The organism is Flagellimonas sp. L-11 (genome assembly GCF_056857735.1).
On record NZ_JBSXNR010000078.1, the window covers coordinates 1 to 21,044 of the forward strand.

Genomic DNA, 21,044 nt, shown 5'->3' on the forward strand with positions numbered 1-21,044 from the left:
GGGCACGTCACCGCTCATCGACAACTCTTTGATCAATAGTTCCCGCTGCTCCAAGGGCAGCGACATGATCTCTTTCTTAAGTTCTGATAGTTCCATACTGTACAAGATACAAATAATAGCTATTTTAAACTAGAGCCTTTAATAAGTATGACTAGTTGAAATTAAGCATGTTGAGGAAGAACATCATCTTTTTTACACTTCTTTTATTTGTGCCCTTCTTTATTTGGGCGCAAGGATATCGATTGCCCGAAGGTGAAAAGTCTCAAAAGATAAAGTTTGAGCTCATCAACAACCTTATTATAATTCCAGTAGAGGTAAACGGTACAGAGCTCACCTTTATTTTGGATTCTGGGGTAAGTAAGCCCATACTTTTTAATCTTTCCGAGTCAGATTCCATACCGATAAATAATGTTTCCGAAGTCACCATTCGTGGTCTTGGCGGAGGAAAACCGATGAAGGCCCTAAGTTCCAAAAACAATGCTTTTAAACTTGGTGAGGCTAGAAATTACTCCCAAGACCTTTATGTGGTTCTGGACAGGGGAATCAATTTTTCTACCACCCTTGGTATTCCCGTGCACGGAATTATGGGGTACGATCTATTCAGGGACTTTATTGTTGAAGTAAAATATAATTCCAAAAAGATAAAATTGCACAATCCAGAATTGTACCAATATAAGGATAAAAGAAAAACACAGACCCTACCGCTTACCGTAGAGAAAAGAAAGGCCTATGTGGAAGGCACGGTGCTAATGAAGGATACTGCAAATGTACAGGTTAAATTGCTGGTGGATACCGGTAGTAGTGATGCCTTGTGGCTGTTTCCGGCACCCGAAAAAGGGCTGGAGATTCCGGAAAAGAACTACGAAGACCACCTCGGAAGAGGACTGAGCGGTGATATTTTCGGAAAGCGAAGTAAGGTCAATGGGGTTCGGATAGGCGATTTTGAACTTGAAGAAGCCAAAGTAGCATTTCCTTACCTTGAATCTTTTCAGGGGTTGGAAGGCATGGGTGATCGTAATGGCAGTTTGGGGGGTGAAGTCCTCAAGCGTTTCAATATCGTTTTCGATTATGCCCGAGGGCTGGTTACTTTAAGGAAAAATGGAAACTTCAAAGACCCCTTCCAATATAATTTAGCAGGAATAGACTTGCAGCACAACGGTTTGCGTTATATCGCAGAAAGTATTGCCGATGTCAATGGAATTGTGAAAGAGGATGATGCGGATACTTTTGGGAATGTCCAAATTTTATTGGAAAATAAGACCCGTTTAAGTCTTGTTCCCGAAATTGTTGTATCCGGTATTCGTTCGGGAAGCCCCGCTGCGGAGGCAGGATTACGTGAGGGTGACGTGATTTTAGCGGTAAACGGAAAAAGAGTCCATAAGTACAAGCTTCAGGAAATCCTTAAAATGATCAACGAAAGAGAAGGGAAGCGGATAAAAGTATTGATCGAACGGTACAACAGGGATTTGCTGTTCACCTTTGTCCTTAAAAAAATGTTTGACGACGACTAATTAAGAAACAAAAAGCCCCAAAACCAATTGGTTTTGGGGCTTTTAAAATATATTTTTCCTTTTCCTTATTTCGCTCCTGGATTTTTGACGGTACCCTTAATTTTCAAAACTTTTGTGGGCGTATCCGCATTGGAGGTCACGGTAATGGCCTTTCTAATGGGGCCAATTCTGTTGGTGTCATATTTCACTTCTATTTTACCAGTTTTTCCAGGCATAATAGGCTCTTCTGGCTTTTTAGGGATAGTACATCCGCAGCTAGACCTAACGTTGCTGATTACCAAGGGGGCATCACCAGTGTTGGTAAATTCAAAAACACGAACACCATCGCTACCTCTCTCGATTTCTCCGTAATCAATGGTCTCGCTTTTAAATTCGATTTTAGCAGTCTCCTGAGCGTAAACCCCTAAGGATAAAAGCCCTACAAACAGCATGAGTACAGTTTTTTTCATCATTTTTGGTTTTTGGGTGAACTTCAAATGTAGATGTTTTGATACCTGCATCCAAAATTCTTTTGTTATAGAATAACGTTACTTATTTTTGTTTCGTATTTCTGGATTGGCTCTCACCCGAAGAATAGCGTAAAAATTAACATTTAGCTTTCCCTTCAAAAATCCAATCTCAGTCCAATTTAACAAAAACTGTACCGAAAAATGGAGATTCCATCAAAATATGACCCAAAAAGGGTTGAAGAGCACTGGTATGCCTACTGGTCCGAGCATAAATATTTCAGCTCCAAACCGGATGAAAGGGAGCCGTATACCATAGTAATTCCGCCACCAAACGTTACTGGTGTGCTTCACATGGGGCACATGCTCAACAATACCATACAAGATGTTCTTATCCGAAGAGCCAGACTCTTGGGGAAAAATGCCTGTTGGGTGCCGGGAATGGACCATGCCTCTATCGCCACCGAGGCCAAAGTGGTCGCCAAGCTCAAAGCCGATGGCATCGACAAATCAAAATTGTCCCGCGATGAGTTTTTAAAGCATGCTTGGGATTGGACCAACGAATATGGAGGTGTGATTCTCCAACAATTGAAAAAGCTGGGCTGCTCCTGTGATTGGGACCGCACCAAATTTACTATGGATGACGATATGTCCGCCTCAGTGATCAAAGTTTTTGTTGATTTATATAACAAAGGGCTGATTTACAGAGGGTATCGAATGGTGAATTGGGATCCAGAGGCCAAGACTACACTTTCCGACGAAGAGGTGATTTATGAAGAAAGGCAAGGCAGTCTATATTATTTATCTTACGCCATAGAGGGATCCGATGAAAAAGTGACCATTGCCACCACCCGTCCAGAGACTATTTTGGGCGATACCGCTATTTGTATCAATCCAAACGATGACAGATACCGTCATCTTAAAGGTAAAAAGGCCATTGTTCCTATTTGTGATAGGGTAATTCCTATCATTGAAGACGAATATGTGGACGTTGAATTTGGTACAGGTTGCTTAAAAGTAACCCCTGCACACGACGAGAACGATAAAAATCTGGGAGATAAGTACAATCTAGACGTAGTTGATATCTTTAATGAGGACGCAACCCTGAACTCATTTGGACTTCATTACGAAGGGAAAGACCGTTTTGTGGTGCGTAAAGAAATCGTCAAAGAACTGGATGAAAAGGGATATCTGGTAAAGACTGAGCAGCACACCAACAAAGTGGGTACATCTGAAAGGACTAAGGCCGTAATCGAGCCACGACTTTCGGATCAATGGTTCCTAAAAATGGAAAACATGGCCAAACCTGCCATCGAAGGCGTTTTGGAAACCAAAGATGTAAAATTGTACCCATCCAAATTTGAGAATACCTACCGCCACTGGATGGAAAACATACGCGATTGGAACATATCCCGTCAATTGTGGTGGGGACAGCAAATTCCCGCTTATTATTATGGGGATGGCAAGGAGGATTTCGTGGTGGCCGAAACTCCGGGCGAAGCATTGGAATTGGCAAAAACCAAGAATCCAAAGATTAAAATGTCCGACTTACGCCAAGATCCCGATGTTTTGGATACCTGGTTCTCATCGTGGTTGTGGCCCATAAGTGTTTTCGGTGGCATTTTGGAGCCGGACAATGAAGAGGTGAATTATTATTATCCAACTAGTGACTTGGTTACGGGACCCGATATTTTGTTCTTCTGGGTAGCCCGTATGATCATGGCCGGATACGAATACCGAGGAAAACGGCCTTTTGAAAATGTATACCTGACCGGATTGGTCCGTGACAAGCAACGCAGAAAAATGTCCAAATCATTGGGCAATTCACCCGATGCCCTGCAATTGATATCCGATTTTGGTGCCGATGGTGTTCGTGTTGGACTTTTATTGAGTTCGGCTGCCGGTAACGATTTGTTGTTTGATGAGGCACTTTGCCAGCAAGGAGCCAACTTTGCCAATAAAATTTGGAACGCTTTCCGATTGGTAAAAGGTTGGGAAGTGGCGGATATTCCACAGCCCGAAGCTGCACAAAAGGGAATTGAATGGTACAAGGCAAAGTTCAATCAGACCCTGATGGAAATTGAAGACCATTTCTCCAAGTACCGTATTTCCGACGCCTTGATGGCTACCTATAAATTAGTGTGGGACGATTTCTGCTCTTGGTTGCTGGAAATTGTAAAGCCAGAGTATCAAAAACCGATCGATAAAGCAACCTACAACGAAGTGCTTCGTCTTTTCGAAGAAAACTTAAAATTGTTGCACCCATTTATGCCTTTCTTAACGGAAGAAGTTTGGCAACATATCGCCGAGCGTACCCCCGAAGATGCGTTAATTGTAACGCAATGGCCAAAAGCTAAAGGAGTGAATTCAGCCCTAATTGCCGAGTTTGAATTTGCTTCCGAGGTAATTTCTGGGATACGGACCATCAGAAAAGAGAAAAATATTCCTCAAAAGGATGCTTTGGAGCTCTTTATGTTTAATGATGAGAAAGTAGGCGATCAAATGGACGCCATCATTCTAAAACTAGGAAATCTGTCAAAAATGGAGGCAGTGGATACTGGTTTGGAGGGTGCTTTGACCTTTAGGGTAAAGAGCAACGAATATTTTATTCCAATCAGCGGAACCATCGATGTGGATGCCGAAATTGCCAAGATCACCGAAGAGCTGAATTACACCAAAGGATTTTTAAAATCTGTGGAAAAGAAGTTGAGCAATGAGCGTTTTGTGAACAATGCCCCTGAAAAGGTGGTGGCCATGGAACGCAAAAAAGCAGCCGATGCCGAGGCCAAGATTGAAACCTTGGAAAAGAGTTTGGCCAGTTTAAAATGACCTTTGGTTATAAATAGGAATGATTTTGAAAAGAGGGTATATAAAAAGCAACAAAAGTTTAAATTTGTCAGGTTGAGGCCTTCGGCTACGCTCAGGATAAACTAAAGTTGAAACCCGTTGATTATCAACTTACTTTTGGTTGTCGACTACCTGCCCGTCCGGCAGTTGGGCACTCGAACTGACAGATAACAAGCTTCTAGAGCCCCTCTTTTATCATTATTTTTCATACTTTGGAAAATATTAGAACCAACAATACAATTACCAATGAAAAACCTCAATAGAAGAAGTTTTATCCAAAAAACCTCATTGACTGCGGCAGCAATCTCTATAGCTCCAACGTATTTAAAAGCCAATTCAGAAAGACCGCTTTCATCAACGTATATGGGTGGATTTGCCGCACCTAAACTAGAAAAGGTGCGTGCTGCATTTATAGGGGTAGGAGCCAGAGGAGGAACCCATGCCAAGTTTTTTGCTGCTTTGGAAGGAACTGAAGTCGTCGCCATCTGTGATTTATACCAGGATTTGGTAAAAGAAAAGACCCAATGGGTAAAAGAGGCCAGCGGACCAGACCGACATACAAATATTGCCCAATACTGGGGCGATGAGGATAAGTGGCGTACCATGCTCAAAGAGGTAAAGCCCGATGTGGTGTTTATTGCCACGAACTGGGTAAATCACGCACCTATGGCCATTGGGGCCATGGAAAACGGGGCACACGCCTTTGTTGAGGTGCCAATCGCTACCACCATCGAAGACATGTGGGATATTGTGGATGCCAGCGAGCGCACCCAAAAACATTGCATGATGCTTGAAAACGTTAATTACAGCCGTGATGAACTGATGTTCCTCAATATGTGCAGGCAAGGATTGGTCGGTGAAATTTTGCACGGCGAAGCAGCTTACATTCACGAACTACGCTGGCAAATGGAAGAGCAGGAACGGGGCACGGGTTCTTGGAGGACGCCCCACTATGCCAAACGGAACGGAAACTTGTACCCGACCCACGGTTTGGGCCCTGTTGCCCAATATATGAGCTTGGCGAGACAAGAAGATACCTTTGGCAGTTTGGTATCTTTCTCTACACCCGCAAGAGGACGCGAGCTGTATGCAGAAAAAAATTATCCAGCCAATCATAAATGGAACCAACTCGATTTTAAAGGAGGGGATTTGAACACTTCCATCATTAAAACAGCCATGGGTAAAACCATCATGGTACAGTGGGACGAAACCAGCCCAAGACCCTATTCCCGATTAAATTTGGTGCAGGGAACCAAAGGTGCGTTGGCAGGATTTCCGACCCGGGTGGCTATTGAAGGCGGAGTGGAAGGACTCACGGAAGACCACCATTCTTGGGTTCAAGGGGAACAACTCGAAAAAATATATGAAAAATATGACCATCCGCTCTACAAACGATTAAACGAAGCTGCCAAGGGCAGTGGGCATGGAGGGATGGATGGTATTATGGTGTATCGAATCGTGGAATGCCTGCAAAAAGGACTTCCGTTGGACCAAAATGTATACGAAGGATGTTTGTGGAGCGCAGTTGCGCCATTAAGTGAACGCTCCGTAGCAAGTGGTGGTGCACCACAGCCTTTTCCAGACTTTACAAGGGGCAATTGGAAAGAAACAGCACCACTGGAAATAATAAGTTAAGCAGTAAAGATTAATGATCGAAATAAAAGTCCCGGCCCGAATCTGTTTTTACGGGGACCATCAAGATTATTTGGGATTGCCCGTAATTGCAGGAACCATTGACCGCTTCATCAATTTAAAGGCGATTCCGAATTCTGATAGAAAATACCTTTTGAAGCTGTTGGATTTAAAGGACGAATTGTCCATTTCTTTGGATGATGATTTGAAACAAGTGCAAGCCGATGATTACTTCAGGTCGGTAATGGCAATTTTAAAAGAGCAAGGTTTCCAACTTGACCAAGGTTACGACATCGAAATTTCAGGAAACATTCCCGTGAATGCAGGGCTTTCCAGTTCTTCGGCCTTGGTAGTGGCCTGGATTCGTTTTTTGGTGGCAACACAGGGAAAATCGGAAGAAATCAGCGATTATCAAATAGGAAGATGGGCGTATGAGGCCGAAGTGCTGTTCTTTGACCAACCCGGAGGTTTAATGGATCAGTACACCATCGCTCAAAAAGGACTTATTTATATCGACACCCAAAGTGGGGAAAGCACACGTTTGAATGCTGATTTGGGCAAACTGTTGGTTGCTGAATCGGGCGTGCCCAAAAAGACCCTGGAAGTGCTCAAAAATGCACGGGTGTACGCACAAAATGCGGTGGGCGCCGTTAAAAAGGTACATCCTGAATTTGTTTTGGAAGAATCATGTTTGGGTGATTATGAAAAATACATCGACTTGGTGCCAGAGGAGCTTCAGGGGTATTGGTACTCTACCATATACAACTATCACATCACATTACAAGCAAAGGAAGAGCTTTTGAAAGCTGCTCCCAATCCACAAACTTTGGGAGATTTAATGAACCGGCACCAAACCATTCTTCAAAATCAAATCAAGAATACACCATCGGAAATGATTGAGATGATGGATGCTGCTCGTGATGCAGGGGCACTGGGAACAAAAATAATCGGTTCTGGAGGTGGAGGATGTATGGCGGCCATGGTAACTGATGCTGTCGAGGAACAGGTAAAACAGGCGTTTTTGGACAAAGGTGCCAAAGCGGTGTATGCTGTAGAACTAACAAGTTGATTACAATGGAGAATACGAGTTTGATCATTATGGTGGGAGGGGCGTCTTCCCGAATGAAGCGGAGTTTAAAAAATAAGGAGGATCAAAAAGGGGTCATGGACAAAATCCCCCATAAAAGTTTGATTCCCGTAGGGAAAAATGGCAGGCCCTTCTTGTATTACTTGGTACAGAATGCCGTGGAGGCAGGATACGCCAAACTGTATTTGATCACTAGTCCCGGAAACCAAGCATTTCAAAGTTTGATTGATAATAAGGATCTTCCTGCAGGGTTGGAAGTTTTTTTGGCAGTCCAAAGCGTGCCCGAGGGAAGAAAAAAACCTTTGGGAACCGCAGATGCGCTCCAGCAATGTTTAGATCAATACCCAGAGTTGAAACAGACCACCTTCACCGTTTGCAATGGGGATAATCTTTATTCTGTTGGCGCTTTGATGAATTTGAGGGTGGAGCGGACAGCACCGCACGCCTTGATCAGTTACGGCAGCTCGGGTTTTGATTATACCGAAGAGCGTATTGCCAAATTTGCCGTAATGGACATTTCTTCTGATGGATTTTTGAAGGAAATCATCGAGAAACCAAATATAGCGGATGTACCCAAATATAAAGATGCTTCAGGCGAACTTCGGGTAAGCATGAACATTTTTAGTTTTTCTGGAGCGGAAATATATCCCTATTTAAAAAAATGTCCCATTGATCCTGTTCGGGATGAAAAGGAATTGCCCAAAGCGGTGGCCGTTTTGGTAAGTGAAGAACCGCAGAGCGTATTTTGTATACCACGCTCCGAACACATTCCAGATTTAACGGATGCCAACGATATTCAATTATTTAAAAATTTAGAGTAACTTAAAGGCATATAATCCCATTCTTGCATCGAGCAAAGTTTAATTTTTGGAAATGGAATCGTATGCAATGGCATTGTTATATGCCACACCGTTTTTTATAGGCCTGGTGCTTATTGAAATACTTTATGGTCGATTTGTAAAGGACCAGAAACATAATCTAATGGATACCGTGAGCAGCCTTAGCTCGGGTTTGACCAATGTGGTTAAAGATTCTTTGGGGCTTGTAATCATTCTGGTGAGTTATCCCTTTTTATTGGAACATTTGGCTTTGGTGGAAATCAAAGCGACCTGGTTGGTTTGGGTGGTGGCTTTTATTGCGTTGGATTTTGCAGGCTATTGGAATCATAGGTTGAGCCATCACATTAACTTTTTTTGGAACCAGCATGTAATTCATCATAGCAGTGAGGAGTTTAATTTGGCCTGTGCGCTTCGTCAACCTATTTCCAATTTGTTGGGCTATTATGCACTTTTATTGATTCCTGCAGCCCTCTTGGGTGTTCCGGACCAAGTGATTGCCATTTTGGCTCCCATCCATCTTTTTGCCCAATTTTGGTACCACACTCAGTATATTGGGAAGTTGGGTTTTTTGGAATATGTAATCGTTACTCCCTCACAACATCGGGTGCACCATGCCATCAATAAAGAGTATATTGATAAAAACCTCGGACAGATTTTTTGTGTTTGGGACAGAATTTTTGGAACGTTTCAAGAGGAATTGGATGAAGTGCCCCCACAATACGGGGTATTGAAACCGGCAAACACTTGGAATCCCATTATTATCAACTTTCAGCATGTATGGAGGTTGATGCAGGATGCATGGCGCACAAAAAGCTATTGGGACAAATTGCGCATTTGGTTTATGCCAACGGGTTGGCGTCCACAGGATGTAAAAGAGAAATACCCTGTCGCCATCATTGAGAATGTATATAATTTTAGGAAGTATAAACCCCAAGCGTCCTCTTCCCTTAAAGGTTATTCTCTTTTTCAACTGGCCATTACCACTATTTTAATGCTTTTTATGTTCTACAACTATTCGGATATTGGTTTTGATGGTCTCTTGTTGTTCGGTGCTTTTATTTTTGTGGGTATTTATGGCTACACCACCTTAATGGACGGTAAAAATTATGCCGTTTGGATTGAAGTGATCAGAGGGGTAGGGGGATTGGTGTTGATTTATTTTACTGAGGACTGGTTCGGAATCAATGCGTACTTTTCCATGGGAAGTTATCTTGTAGCTTTTTATTTTTTGATCACCATTTTTGGAGGTATTTACTTTACCTACTTTGAGAAGTCGTTTATTGCTACGGATTTGGCTTCTTAGAGTGTTTTTAGCTCTTTCTCCACCAATTCCACATATTTCTCCATGGCCTCTTCCTCACTAATTCTTTTGGCTTGGAACAATGCGTTTGCCTTAAAAGCGTTGATCAATGGTGTTCTACTGCCAGGATTGTCAAAGTTTTTGTTTGCTATCTTGAAATAGGCATAGAGTTTTAGCAGAAGATCCGCGGGCAACGGGTCGGTGTAGCCGTTGACAAAGTCAACGGCATCGTTAAATCTTTTGTGTAGGTCTTCGTTAATCATCCAACGGTCTTATAGAGGCAATACAGGTGCGCGCCCCAACTACTTTTTGGTTCAATTTAACGGTAATGTCACAATCAAGCGGCAATAAGAGGTCTACACGGGAGCCAAATTTGATAAAGCCGGCATCATCGCCTTGTGTTACTTGTTCGCCTTCTTCGGCATAGTTTACAATTCTACGGGCCATGGCACCGGCAATCTGCCTGTACCCTATTTCACCAAATTTAGGGGTGTGCAGTATTATGGTGGTGCGTTCGTTTTCGGTACTGGACTTTGGGTGCCAGGCCACTAAATATTTTCCAGGATGGTATTTGGAATAGGTTACCGTGCCACTGGCGGGGTATCGGGTTACATGTACATTGGTGGGCGACATAAATATGGATACCTGTTTTCTTTTTTCTTTAAAGTATTCGGGCTCATCAACTTCTTCGATAACAACGACCTTACCATCAACGGGGGCCAGAATTTCATCAAAATTGGGCGTGACCAGTCTCTTTGGGTTTCTAAAAAACTGCAGAATTGCAATCAAAAAAAACAATGCGGCTATTTGAACGGCAAAACGAATCCATTCCACATCGATATAATACTGTGCGACCAATACGGCAGCTACCACTAGAAAAAAAGTGGCGATAATAATTTTTTGCCCCTCTTTATGAAACATAGGAGAATATAGTTAAAATGAAATAAGCAAAAGGCGCAGCGAACACCAAGCTATCCAGTCGGTCCCAAATTCCGCCATGCCCGGGTAAAATAGCTCCGCTATCCTTTACCCCGGCCATTCGCTTGAATTTTGACTCCAATAAATCGCCCAAACTCCCTGCGACCACTATTAAACAGGCCATTGCCATCCACTCTGTTACAGAAAGCCTTGTTTCGTACCAGGATAAAAAGTAAGCGGCCACCAGTGCAAAAATAAGACCTCCTACAGAACCTTCAATAGTTTTTTTGGGTGAAACTGCAGGAAATAATTTTGAACGGCCCAAAGTTCTTCCGACCAAATAGGCAAATGTGTCGTTTACCCATATTAAAATAAAGATGCCCATGATCAAAAATTGGGCAAACTCATCATGTTTATACGGTATCATGGTCAAAAAAATACATCCGCCACCAATGTAAAAAAGGCCGATGATGAATTTTTGAAGGTTATTGAATTTTTTCGGTTTTTTCGAAAACAGGAACATTAACAGTGCTAGGTCCACTGTTATGGTGCAAAGCATCAACAAGTTTACTGCTGTGCTATCGTTGGTCAGGTAGATGAAAACCCACCAAAGTGCCAAATAGGCTGCAAACATATAATATCCCTTAAGGCGGACTATACGCTTGTATTCATAAAGGCAGGCCAATCCAAATGCCATAAAAAGAAAGTCGAAAGCGTCCGAACTTAAAAATACCGCGCCTAGCAGAAGTACCACATAAATCACCCCTGTTATGGAGCGTCTTAAAATTTCTTTCATGTATTTATAAATCTTCCAGGAGTAAAAGATATACATTTTTTGAGGCACTTCCGTAGGAAAGGAAGTCATCTTTGTTTTCCTCGGTAGCTTGAAAATGCTTTAATGTGGTAATGTTATTGGGAATATTATTTTGATAACGTTCTTTAATTATTTTGAGAGCTTCGCTTATGGAATCCACCAATTGACTGGTAGTGGCGAACACCACCAAATTGGAAGGGAGTTCATTTAATTTTTTTTCCTTGATTTGATTGGAGCATACCAAAATGGAACCATTGTGGGCAACAAGGTGTTCACAGGTGGTGAAGAAAATCTCACTTTTGTTGCGGTTGTCTGTGAAATCTATATTTTCTGAAGCAAAACGGGTTTCCAATCTTGGATCCATGGAATAGAAAAGATGGTTTTGCCAATCGTTCTCGGAAACAATGTTTTTGAGAGCTTCGGATATTTCGGCAAAGTCTTCACAGTAAATAAACTTTCCGCCATTTTTTTTAAAGTAGATGGTAAATTTCTCATCTACGGGAATTTTTAAATCGGGCATGTGGTCGCCACGGGTTTCCGCAGTTTCCTTGGAAACCTTTTTTCCTCCTCCGAAAAGTTTTTTAAAAACTCCCATTTATGGCATTGTGTTCTTTGCTACTGAATCAATATAATTCTTTTGATTAAACTTTATATATCAACGGTTTATTCTGCAGGTTCAAGTTTTTCTTCCTCTTTTTCAAAAGGCCTCCTACCAAATATTTTTTCCAGATCGTCTTTAAAAATAACTTCTTTGTCCAAAAGTCTTTCGGCAAGTTCGGTAAGCTTGTCCTTGTTGTCTGCCAACAATTTAATAGCTCTCTGATATTGCTCTTCAATCATTTTGGAAATTTCCTGATCAATTTTTTGAGCAGTCTGCTCACTATATGGTTTGGTAAACCCATATTCGTTCTGTCCAGATGAGTCATAATAGGTAATATTCCCCAATTGATCATTTAGCCCATAAATAGTGACCATAGCGCGGGCTTGTTTGGTTACTTTTTCCAAATCGCTCAACGCACCTGTGGATATTTTATCGAACATTACCTTTTCCGCTGCCCTACCACCCATAGTGGCGCACATTTCGTCCAACATTTGCTCTGGACGTACAATTAAACGTTCTTCGGGTAAATACCATGCAGCTCCCAAGGATTGTCCGCGGGGAACAATGGTAACTTTCACCAAAGGTGCAGCGTGTTCCAACATCCAGCTTACCGTTGCGTGTCCGGCTTCGTGGTATGCAATGGTTTTCTTTTCCTCAGGTGTGATGATTTTGTTTTTCTTTTCCAGACCTCCAACAATTCTATCCACGGCATCCAAGAAATCTTGTTTGGTCACTGCTTTTTTCTCTTTACGGGCTGCGATAAGGGCAGCTTCGTTGCAAACGTTGGCAATATCGGCTCCGGAGAAACCAGGGGTTTGTTTGGCCAAAAAGTCCAAGTCCAAGGTTTCAGCGGTCTTAATGGGGCGAAGGTGTACTTCAAAAATTTCTTTTCTTTCGTTCAGGTCGGGCAGGTCAACATAAATTTGACGGTCAAAACGTCCTGCACGCATCAATGCCTTATCCAGTACATCGGCACGGTTGGTAGCGGCAAGCACAATGACGTTGGTGTTGGTGCCAAAACCATCCATTTCGGTCAATAACTGGTTTAGGGTGTTTTCGCGCTCATCGTTGGAACCTGTAAAGTTGTTTTTTCCCCTTGCACGTCCAATGGCATCAATCTCATCAATAAAAATAATGGCTGGAGATTTGTCCTTTGCTTGTTTGAACAAATCGCGCACTCTTGATGCCCCAACGCCTACGAACATTTCAACAAAATCGGAACCTGATAGCGAGAAGAAAGGTACTTTGGCTTCACCTGCCACGGCTTTTGCCAATAATGTTTTACCGGTTCCGGGTGGACCTACCAATAAGGCCCCCTTTGGTATTTTACCACCTAATGAAGTGTATTTGTCAGGATTTTTAAGGAATTCTACAATTTCCTGTACTTCTTCTTTGGCTCCTTCGAGACCTGCCACATCTTTAAAAGAGGTGCGGGTGTCTGTTTTTTCATCGAACAATTTGGCCTTGGATTTTCCAATGTTGAAAATTTGTCCGCCTGCGCCTCCACCTGCACCACCAGACATTCTGCGCATCAGGTAGATCCAAATACCGATAATAAGGGCAAATGGAAGCAGGGTCAAGAATATTTCGCCAATTACGTTGGATTCCGTATCAAACTCAACAATGGTATCGAGATTGTTCTCTTTTTTGATTTCCGTGATTTCGTTTTGGAAAATCTGCAGATCACCATAATCCAACACATATTGGGGTACCAATCCTGTTGAAGGGAACAAGGGCTTTTCGGCCACGCCTTTATGTACATCTTTGTTAAGTGCTTCCTCGGTAAGGAATACCTTGGCTTGACGTGTATTTGTAATGATGACGATTTTGGAAATATCACCATTGCGCAAAAATTCCTGTAATTCGGAGGTTGTGGTTTTTTCTGTGCTTGATAAACTGCTTCCACCAAAAAATTGGAAGCCAATGATCAAGGCGATTACCACACCATATATCCACCACGAGCTAAAACGTGGTTTTTTCGGAGTGTTATTGTTCGGGTTGTTTTCTTTTGCCATTTTTTCTTAAGAATTGTAACTGCTTTCCACCATAGTGACCTTGGCATCTCCCCAAAGCCCCTCAATGTCATAAAATTCCCTAATGTGTTTTTGAAATACATGTACCACAACGTTAACATAGTCCATTAGCACCCATTCCGCGTTTTCAGAGCCTTCAACATGCCATGGCTTGTCGTGTATGGCCTTGCTAACCTTTTTTTGGATGGATGAAACAATTGCGTTTACATGTGTGTTGGAAGTACCGTTACAGATGATAAAGTAGTCGCAAACTGTATTTTCGATTTCCCTAAGGTCCAGTAGATTTATATCAACTCCTTTAACGTCTTCTATTCCTTCTAGGATTAAGGCAATCAATTCATCTGCGCTAGCTTTCGTTTTCTGCATTCAAAAAGTTTAGTTTTTTACAAAGTTATGTTTTTTTTGTTTTCTTAGCCCTAGTTTTTAACAAATCATAAAGGCTTACCACATTGGGAAAACAATTTCAAATACTCAAACTTAATGCCACGGACTCAACGAATTCATATTTAAAGGATTTGTTACGTTCGGAAAATCCTATGGATTACACTGTGGTTGTTGCGGAAAAGCAACTTAAGGGAAGGGGGCAAATGGGAACTTTTTGGCAATCTGATGGAGGTAAAAACCTCACATTTAGTGTATTAAAAAATTTTTGTGCGTTTAATGTACAACACCAATTTGTTTTGAACATTGCAATTTCCTTGGCCGTTTGCGATACCCTGAACGAACTTTTTGTACCCAATGTTAAAGTAAAGTGGCCCAACGACATTATGTCAGGTTCAATAAAAATCTGCGGTATTTTAATCGAAAATGTCCTAAAAGGTGATAAGGTAGCCCATTCCATTATCGGAATTGGCCTGAATGTGAACCAAACGGATTTTTTGGGGTTGGAGAAAGCATCATCTTTAAAATCAATAATGGGACAAACTTTTGACCTAGATGAGCTGCTTCATAAAATTTTGCAACGTATCAGGTCTTATCTTCAGGGGATAGAAACAAAAACGGTCAATCAACTTTTACCAGCCTACGAGAAATTACTTTTCAAAAAAGATAAACCATCAACTTTTACCAATGTAGATAATGAAATGTTTACGGGGTATATCCGCAGGGTGTCCCCTTCGGGCAAATTGGTGCTCGAATTGGAGGATAGGGTATTTAAAGAATTTGATTTGAAAGAGGTAAGCCTGCTTTACTGACCTATTTTGTCCAGATTATTGGATAAAGTTCCCATAAAATTAGTAATCGGCGCCTTGATCATCATGGCCATCATGGCATTGAACTCTCCTTCAAAATTTAATGCCACCTCGCTTTCATTTTCTCCTAAAGACTCAATGTCCGCAGTTAATGTAAAAGGTAGTTTGTCGCTTGCCGCGCCCAGCACAACTTTGTGGTGCGGGTTTTGTTCCTTTAGCCTTAGTACGATCTCTGGCATGCCTTTTAACGCGAATTTGAATGTGTTTTCGTCCAACACTTCAAATTTGTCAATATTGTCGGGCATTAGCGTTTCAAAGTTTTTGATGTCCGTCAAGAACTCAAATACTTCTTTGTCGCTTTTCGCTACTTTCTTCTTTGAGGCTTCAATATGCATGGTAAAATATTATTTCCATTCTTGTGGATTGGATTTCCACTCCAATAATGTTTGTAGTTGTGTTTCTTGAATATAATTGGTGTCGGAGGCTTGCTCTATGAGGTTTTCGTAATCCGATAGGGTATGGAGTTCCACGCCTTCTTTTTCAAAATTCTCAGTGGATACCGGGAAACCGTAGGTGAAAATGGCGATCATTCCCTTAATATCCGCCTTTTGTTCCTTGAGCGCCTTTACGGCATTAAGGCTACTGTTTCCGGTACTGATCAAATCTTCGATGACCACAACGCTTTGGCCGGGTTCAAAATATCCTTCGATTTGATTTTGCCTACCGTGCTCTTTGGGTTTTGGCCTTACATAAACAAAAGGAAGTCCCAAAGCTTCTGCGACCAAAATACCGATCCCGATGGCTCCTGTGGCCACACCGGCTATAACATCGGGCTTGCCGTAGAGGGTCTCGACCTGTTTTGCTATTTCTTCCCTTACAAAATTCCGCACCTGGGGGTAAGAGAGCATGATCCTATTATCGCAATAAATAGGCGATTTCCAACCAGAAGCCCATGTAAAAGGATTTTCAGGTTCCAACTTAATTGCATTAATTTGTAATAACAGCTCAGCTGTTTTTTTTGCGATTTGTTTATCTAAAACCATTGCGCAAATGTATGAAGTTTTTGTTAATGAGGCCCCACTGATTTTAACAAACGAGCGCCCCCAGGATTCCAATGGTAATTTGTTCTCGTTGGATGGTGATTCTATTGTTGAGGCGATTCGACTTTTGTCCAAAAAGAAGTTGAAAAAGGCGTATCTGTACCACCCTGATGACAAAAAAATCCTGAAGCTTTTTATGCACAAGATTCCAGTAGTGGTTGCTGGTGGTGGATTTGTGATCAATAAAAAGGGCAAGGTTCTCTTTATTTACAGGAACGGAAAGTGGGATTTGCCCAAGGGAAAAGTGGACAAGGGAGAATCCATAGAAAATGCCGCAATCAGAGAGGTTGAGGAGGAGACCGGTGTTAAAAATCTAGTGATTGAAAGATTTCTTCATACAACGTTCCATATATTTAAAAGGAACGGGGAATACCGATTGAAGCAGACGCATTGGTTTATTATGTCGACCGATTATACCGGAAAATTGGTGGCCGAAAAATCCGAAGGCATCAAAAAGGTGAAGTGGAAAGGCCCTAAAAAAACCAAAAAAGCATTAAAGAACTCTTATCATAACATAAAGGTATTGTTCGATGATTGGCCTTTTAATTAGATAACAAGCCTGCAGCTTCGCTGTTTTTCGCTATCCTGAATATAGGGTAGGTGAGGTAGGCTTCTTCAAAATGTACGGAGCGTTCAAAAATCCAATTCAATTGTGCATACCAATTGTTGGAAAAATTAAGGTCTTTTTCTTTTTTCATTTCAAACTCCCGAAGCAGCAAAGAGTCTTTTTGCAACATTTTCAGGGCTACGTCTTCAAAAACATAAGGGGAGAACCCTTCTTTGCGTTGCAAAACGGTATCAAAGAAGTTCCAGTTAAAGAATGAGTCGGCCCCTTGTGGTTCCAGTGTCTCCAAAAGATACCTGATTCCTGATTGATGGATGGGTATCAATAAATCCCCTTCCCTAAAATGAACTTTTTTAACGATTTTTTCCACTTGGGTGTCGTAATGCAAATAATGACCTTCGTAAGGTGCGTTTCTGGTGTTGAAATCCACTATTTTGTATACTTCTACAGAAAGAGTGGTATCTTGTGCTATGGATGAATATTGAATTTTGTTGGCATCCAACCGCTCTATGACCCTTTTCCAACTCTTTTTTATGATATAGGCTTCTGGAACTTTAACTGTGTCCATTGGATAAAAGTAATCTTGGTACACCGTTTTTTTGGTGAACGGCTTATCTCGGTTGTACTTTAATCTTGGAAGTCCTGTTACTTCGCTAGTGATTTGTTCAGCTTCAAACCCTTTAAAATTGAGGATGCTGGACTTTGTGGTGTCCACCTGCCAGTTGAAGTAATATTCGGAAAGGTCCATGTTGCTTTCCAAGGTCTCCTTTCGAAGCGATTTTATGTTCTCGTGTTCTGCCTCGACCACTTCAATCAAGCTTTGCATAAGAGCATATGTTCCCTCGACCCGTTGTTTGTATGGTTTTAGCATATGTGTCTCCACCATTAGGCCCAAGGTACTCCAAAGTGTGGTGTATCCCGTGGAATATCTGGGGTGGTCCATAAATTGGCTGAACCCCATTTCTGGCGGAACATTAAAAACATTGACATAAGGCGTGATGTCCCATTCCTTTTCGGCCAAGGAATTTTCAAGATTAGGCATCAGGCTATCGTGCAGGTATTCTCCCATTGTACCGCCCAATTTATTATGTTGGGTAAAAAGATGGGTCAGGGTATATTGGTAATCCGCTCCATTGCTTACATGGTTATCGATAAAAACATCAGGTTTTACCCTATGGAATATTTGGGCAAAGGTCTTGGCGTTTTGGGTGTCCATTTTGATGAAATCCCGATTAAGGTCGTAATTACGGGCATTTCCCCGAAACCCATATTCCAAGGGCCCATTTTGATTAGCCCTGGTGGTGGAGTTGCGGTTGAGCGAGCCACCTACATTATAGATGGGAATGGTGACCAATACCGTATTTTTGGGTGTGGGCAGTTTGCCGGTGGCCAAGTCCCTGTAAAGCATCATGGTGGCATCTATGCCATCGCTTTCACCCGGGTGTATTCCATTGTTGATTAAGATGATGGATTTTTCCTTGCGGATATTTTCATAATTAAAATCCCCTTCTGGATTAAATGTTACTGTGTGCAGTGGGTAACCGCTGTCCGTTTTGCCTATGGTGTGAATGTTTATCTCTGGAAATTCACGGGCAAGGGCAATGTAATAGTCAATGGTTTGTTTATAAGTGGCCGTTTCTTTTCCATCAGATAATTCAAAATGGGTCGGGTACGAGGATTTCTCATCCTGCGTTTCAGATTCGCAGGAGACCAAAAGGAAAAGGGCCGTTAAAAAAAATATATGCTTCAAAATATTACGGGAACTTTGGTTCGCACAAAAACCTGTGTTTGGCAGCTCCAAAAATACATAATATTATAATTTAAGAAGCCACATTGATACAGCCAAGGTCTTCTGGCTCTATTTTAAAAATGGGTTTGTTCTTAAAGTTTAGGATATGTGGACATCTGTCTTTGAAACTGTTCCATTTTTTGTGATCTGCTGGATCTATGGAAGATGTGATCATGTTGATTACGACATGCTCATCGATATTTAGATCGATCAATTCATCAAGAAACCCCCAGCCATCCATAATGGGCATATTGATGTCGAGAAAAATGACATCCGGAATATTTTCTCCTTTCTCTTGTCTTTCCTTTATGGCCTCATAGGCTTCGTGCCCGTTTTGAAATATTTGAACGTCATCACAATGAGTAACCGACCGCAACATTTTTTTAATACCAAATACGGTAATGGGATCATCGTCCACAATAAAAATACAACTAACTTTCTTCATTAAAATAAACATTGAACGTAGTGCCCTTGTCAACTTCACTTTGCACTGTTATACTTCCGCCCATGGCCTCAATTTGGTTCCTTACAAGGTATAGGCCAAAGCCTTTGGCATCTTTTCTATTGTGGAATGTTTTGTACATTCCAAAAATTTTGTCGCCGTATTTGTCTAAATTTATTCCCAATCCGTTGTCGGAAATACTCAAGATTATCCCTTCGTTGGACTTTACGGCATTTATGGTAATCAATGGTTCTCTATTGGGGCTTTTATATTTGATTGCGTTGGATACAAGGTTCAATATAATGCTGTCCAAATAGGCAGGAACACAATTCACCTCAATATTCTCCGATATATTGTTTATGACTTGGGACTTGTTTTCCTCCAAAAGGGCTGAAAGGTTTTTCAGTACCTTTAGAACATTATTTTTTAGATTGAGCGGTGTTTTTGTTTCCGATGTTTTGGTATTGATGTCCACCACTTGGTTCAAGTTTTCCAAGGTTTCCAACAAGTTGTCCGATGCCTGTGAGAGCATTTTTAAAATACGTTTACGTTCTTCAGCATCCTTTTCCGAGTTTAAAAAGCCCAGAAGCATGGAGAAATTAGCGGAGTGCGACCTCAAATTATGGGAAACAATATGTGCAAAACTGATAAGCTTTTGGTTTTGCATAGAGGTGATATTTATTAAATTCCGCAACTGTTCCTCTTTCTTTTTTATGTTGGTAATGTCCAAACTCATTCCAATGAGTCCGCAAACCTTCCCCTCTAGATCAAAATATGGAATTTTGGATGTAAGAAAATAAATGGTTTTTCCATGTACCGTGCTAGCGGTCTCTTTTCCTATTATTGGAGTTAAGTGCTTCATCACCTGAAGATCTTCCCTAAAAAATTTGGCCGTTTCTTCGCTGTATAGGTCAAAATCGGTTTTACCAATAACTTGTTCTGGTTTTTTATTGAGAAACTTGCATTCCCCTTTGTTTACCAAAACTTTTCTGGATTCCAAATCTTTTACATATACATTCAATGGAAGGCTATCTACCAATGTGGAGAGCAATTGTTGGTGTTCCTTTACTGTGGTTTCGGCCGTTACCTGATCATGTATATCCTTTATAGTGCCAAAAACCTTAACTGTTTTTCCGTTTTCTATTATTGGTTTTCCTGTTATACGGACCCATCTTTCTTCACCATGGAGCGTAACGATCATTAACTTGGCATCATACGGTTGATGGCTTAGGGCAATTTTATGGAAAAGCATGGATGCTTTATTTCGGCTATACCCTGGTTTAAAGAAATTTAAGGCCTCTATTACGGTTGGCTCGAAGCACTCAGGAACTTGGTAGATTCGTTTTGTTTCCTTGCACCAAGTAAGTTTCTCTTCTTCAATTTCATACTCCCACCAACCGGTTTTGGATACTTCTACCTTTGTTTCCAGAATATTGTTCAACCAATCTATCTGTTGTTCTTTTTCAGCTTCGGAGGTAATATCGTCAGTTTGGACAATGGTCCCTATCACATTCTCCTTTTCATCGAACCATGGGGCAAAATAGCTTTTCAAATGGCGTGTGCCCTTGCTGCTTTTTATTTTATGTTTAATGGAAAAGGGGGTGTGCTCCATGAGCTTTTTCTCAAGGTCTAAAACCTCTGGATATAATGGAAAAATTTTCGTTTGGTGGTTCTTGTCTTGTAAGGATTGACCAAAAATTTCGAGCCACGAACAGGAGGCATCTTGTACGATGCCTTTCTTGCAAAGTAGAGCGGTTGCCTTTGGCAACTGTTTTAGTAAATAAAATTGGTCAACTCTTTCAACTGCTTTCAAAACTCGGGGGATGTTTAAAGACGTTCTACCGCTAAGAAATTTCTGACCAAATGTATAATTATTGAATTGTCAGATAGATTTATTGTTGTGAAAGCATGGATAATTGTTGTGAAAGCA

General features: G+C 41.5%; 20 protein-coding genes. 8 read left to right on the top strand and 12 right to left on the bottom strand.

Annotated elements, in window-relative coordinates; translation table 11 throughout:
* The first annotated feature begins 167 nt into the window (after positions 1–167).
* Entirely contained in the window at positions 168–1,511 is a 1,344-nt protein-coding gene (locus tag AC13CC_RS15710) for an aspartyl protease family protein (RefSeq protein ID WP_326278804.1), read from the top strand.
* 65 nt (positions 1,512–1,576) lie between these two features.
* Here the strand turns inward: AC13CC_RS15710 and AC13CC_RS15715 are convergent, their stop codons facing one another.
* Entirely contained in the window at positions 1,577–1,963 is a 387-nt protein-coding gene (locus tag AC13CC_RS15715) for a DUF1573 domain-containing protein (RefSeq protein ID WP_428979740.1), read from the bottom strand.
* Between the two features lie 198 nt (positions 1,964–2,161).
* On the opposite strand from AC13CC_RS15715, the gene AC13CC_RS15720 reads away from it, so the two are divergent.
* The 5 genes from AC13CC_RS15720 to AC13CC_RS15740 all read left to right on the top strand — a co-directional run bounded on the left by AC13CC_RS15720 (position 2,162) and on the right by AC13CC_RS15740 (position 9,665).
* Positions 2,162–4,786, top strand: coding sequence for a valine--tRNA ligase (locus AC13CC_RS15720; RefSeq protein WP_482876284.1), 2,625 nt, complete (start codon positions 2,162–2,164; stop codon positions 4,784–4,786).
* 264 nt (positions 4,787–5,050) lie between these two features.
* Complete coding sequence (locus AC13CC_RS15725) at positions 5,051–6,439, top strand: Gfo/Idh/MocA family protein (RefSeq protein ID WP_326278806.1); 1,389 nt, start codon at positions 5,051–5,053, stop codon at positions 6,437–6,439.
* Between the two features lie 13 nt (positions 6,440–6,452).
* On the top strand, positions 6,453–7,505 hold the full coding sequence (locus AC13CC_RS15730) for a GHMP family kinase ATP-binding protein (RefSeq protein WP_482876286.1): 1,053 nt from the start codon (positions 6,453–6,455) through the stop codon (positions 7,503–7,505).
* A 5-nt stretch (positions 7,506–7,510) separates the two neighbouring features.
* Entirely contained in the window at positions 7,511–8,344 is an 834-nt protein-coding gene (locus AC13CC_RS15735) for a sugar phosphate nucleotidyltransferase (RefSeq protein WP_482876287.1), read from the top strand.
* Positions 8,345–8,396: 52 nt separating this feature from the next.
* Positions 8,397–9,665, top strand: coding sequence for a sterol desaturase family protein (locus AC13CC_RS15740; protein ID WP_482876288.1), 1,269 nt, complete (start codon positions 8,397–8,399; stop codon positions 9,663–9,665).
* On the opposite strand, the gene AC13CC_RS15745 is transcribed toward AC13CC_RS15740, so the two are convergent.
* The 6 genes from AC13CC_RS15745 to rsfS form a co-directional block, all read right to left on the bottom strand.
* Complete coding sequence (locus AC13CC_RS15745; RefSeq protein WP_326278810.1) at positions 9,662–9,925, bottom strand: acyl-CoA-binding protein; 264 nt, start codon at positions 9,923–9,925, stop codon at positions 9,662–9,664. The two genes, AC13CC_RS15740 and AC13CC_RS15745, sit on opposite strands and share 4 nt — an antisense overlap.
* Entirely contained in the window at positions 9,918–10,583 is a 666-nt protein-coding gene (locus tag AC13CC_RS15750) for a phosphatidylserine decarboxylase family protein (protein ID WP_293168691.1), read from the bottom strand. Before AC13CC_RS15750 ends, AC13CC_RS15745 begins: the two co-directional genes overlap by 8 nt.
* A complete protein-coding gene (locus AC13CC_RS15755; protein ID WP_482876289.1) occupies positions 10,573–11,376 on the bottom strand; it encodes a phosphatidate cytidylyltransferase in 804 nt (267 codons plus the stop codon). Before AC13CC_RS15755 ends, AC13CC_RS15750 begins: the two co-directional genes overlap by 11 nt.
* Positions 11,377–11,380: 4 nt before the next feature.
* Positions 11,381–11,989, bottom strand: coding sequence for an LUD domain-containing protein (locus tag AC13CC_RS15760; protein ID WP_482876290.1), 609 nt, complete (start codon positions 11,987–11,989; stop codon positions 11,381–11,383).
* Between the two features lie 68 nt (positions 11,990–12,057).
* Positions 12,058–14,010: an ATP-dependent zinc metalloprotease FtsH gene (gene ftsH / locus AC13CC_RS15765; protein WP_293168686.1), complete on the bottom strand. Its 1,953-nt coding sequence runs from the start codon at positions 14,008–14,010 to the stop codon at positions 12,058–12,060.
* Positions 14,011–14,016: 6 nt separating this feature from the next.
* Positions 14,017–14,394, bottom strand: coding sequence for a ribosome silencing factor (gene rsfS, locus AC13CC_RS15770; protein WP_100817468.1), 378 nt, complete (start codon positions 14,392–14,394; stop codon positions 14,017–14,019).
* A gap of 170 nt (positions 14,395–14,564) precedes the next feature.
* Here rsfS and AC13CC_RS15775 point away from each other — a divergent pair, with 170 nt between their 5' ends.
* Positions 14,565–15,221: a biotin--[acetyl-CoA-carboxylase] ligase gene (locus tag AC13CC_RS15775; RefSeq protein WP_482876292.1), complete on the top strand. Its 657-nt coding sequence runs from the start codon at positions 14,565–14,567 to the stop codon at positions 15,219–15,221.
* On the opposite strand, the gene AC13CC_RS15780 is transcribed toward AC13CC_RS15775, so the two are convergent.
* Together AC13CC_RS15780 and pyrE are read right to left on the bottom strand one after the other, a co-directional pair.
* Positions 15,215–15,613: an SRPBCC family protein gene (locus AC13CC_RS15780; protein WP_326278815.1), complete on the bottom strand. Its 399-nt coding sequence runs from the start codon at positions 15,611–15,613 to the stop codon at positions 15,215–15,217. The two genes, AC13CC_RS15775 and AC13CC_RS15780, sit on opposite strands and share 7 nt — an antisense overlap.
* Positions 15,614–15,622: 9 nt before the next feature.
* Complete coding sequence (gene pyrE / locus AC13CC_RS15785; protein WP_326278816.1) at positions 15,623–16,261, bottom strand: orotate phosphoribosyltransferase; 639 nt, start codon at positions 16,259–16,261, stop codon at positions 15,623–15,625.
* A gap of 7 nt (positions 16,262–16,268) precedes the next feature.
* Between pyrE and AC13CC_RS15790 the strand changes: the two genes are divergently transcribed.
* Positions 16,269–16,868, top strand: coding sequence for an NUDIX hydrolase (locus tag AC13CC_RS15790; protein WP_482876294.1), 600 nt, complete (start codon positions 16,269–16,271; stop codon positions 16,866–16,868).
* Here AC13CC_RS15790 and AC13CC_RS15795 read toward each other — a convergent pair.
* The 3 genes from AC13CC_RS15795 to AC13CC_RS15805 form a co-directional block, all read right to left on the bottom strand.
* Positions 16,861–18,633 (bottom strand): M14 family metallopeptidase, encoded by a 1,773-nt coding sequence (locus AC13CC_RS15795; protein WP_482876295.1) that lies wholly within the window; start codon positions 18,631–18,633, stop codon positions 16,861–16,863. The genes AC13CC_RS15790 and AC13CC_RS15795 overlap by 8 nt on opposite strands.
* 70 nt (positions 18,634–18,703) lie before the next feature.
* Entirely contained in the window at positions 18,704–19,117 is a 414-nt protein-coding gene (locus tag AC13CC_RS15800) for a response regulator (protein ID WP_482876297.1), read from the bottom strand.
* On the bottom strand, positions 19,104–20,927 hold the full coding sequence (locus AC13CC_RS15805) for a PAS domain S-box protein (RefSeq protein ID WP_482876298.1): 1,824 nt from the start codon (positions 20,925–20,927) through the stop codon (positions 19,104–19,106). Before AC13CC_RS15805 ends, AC13CC_RS15800 begins: the two co-directional genes overlap by 14 nt.
* Positions 20,928–21,044: the final 117 nt, after the last annotated feature.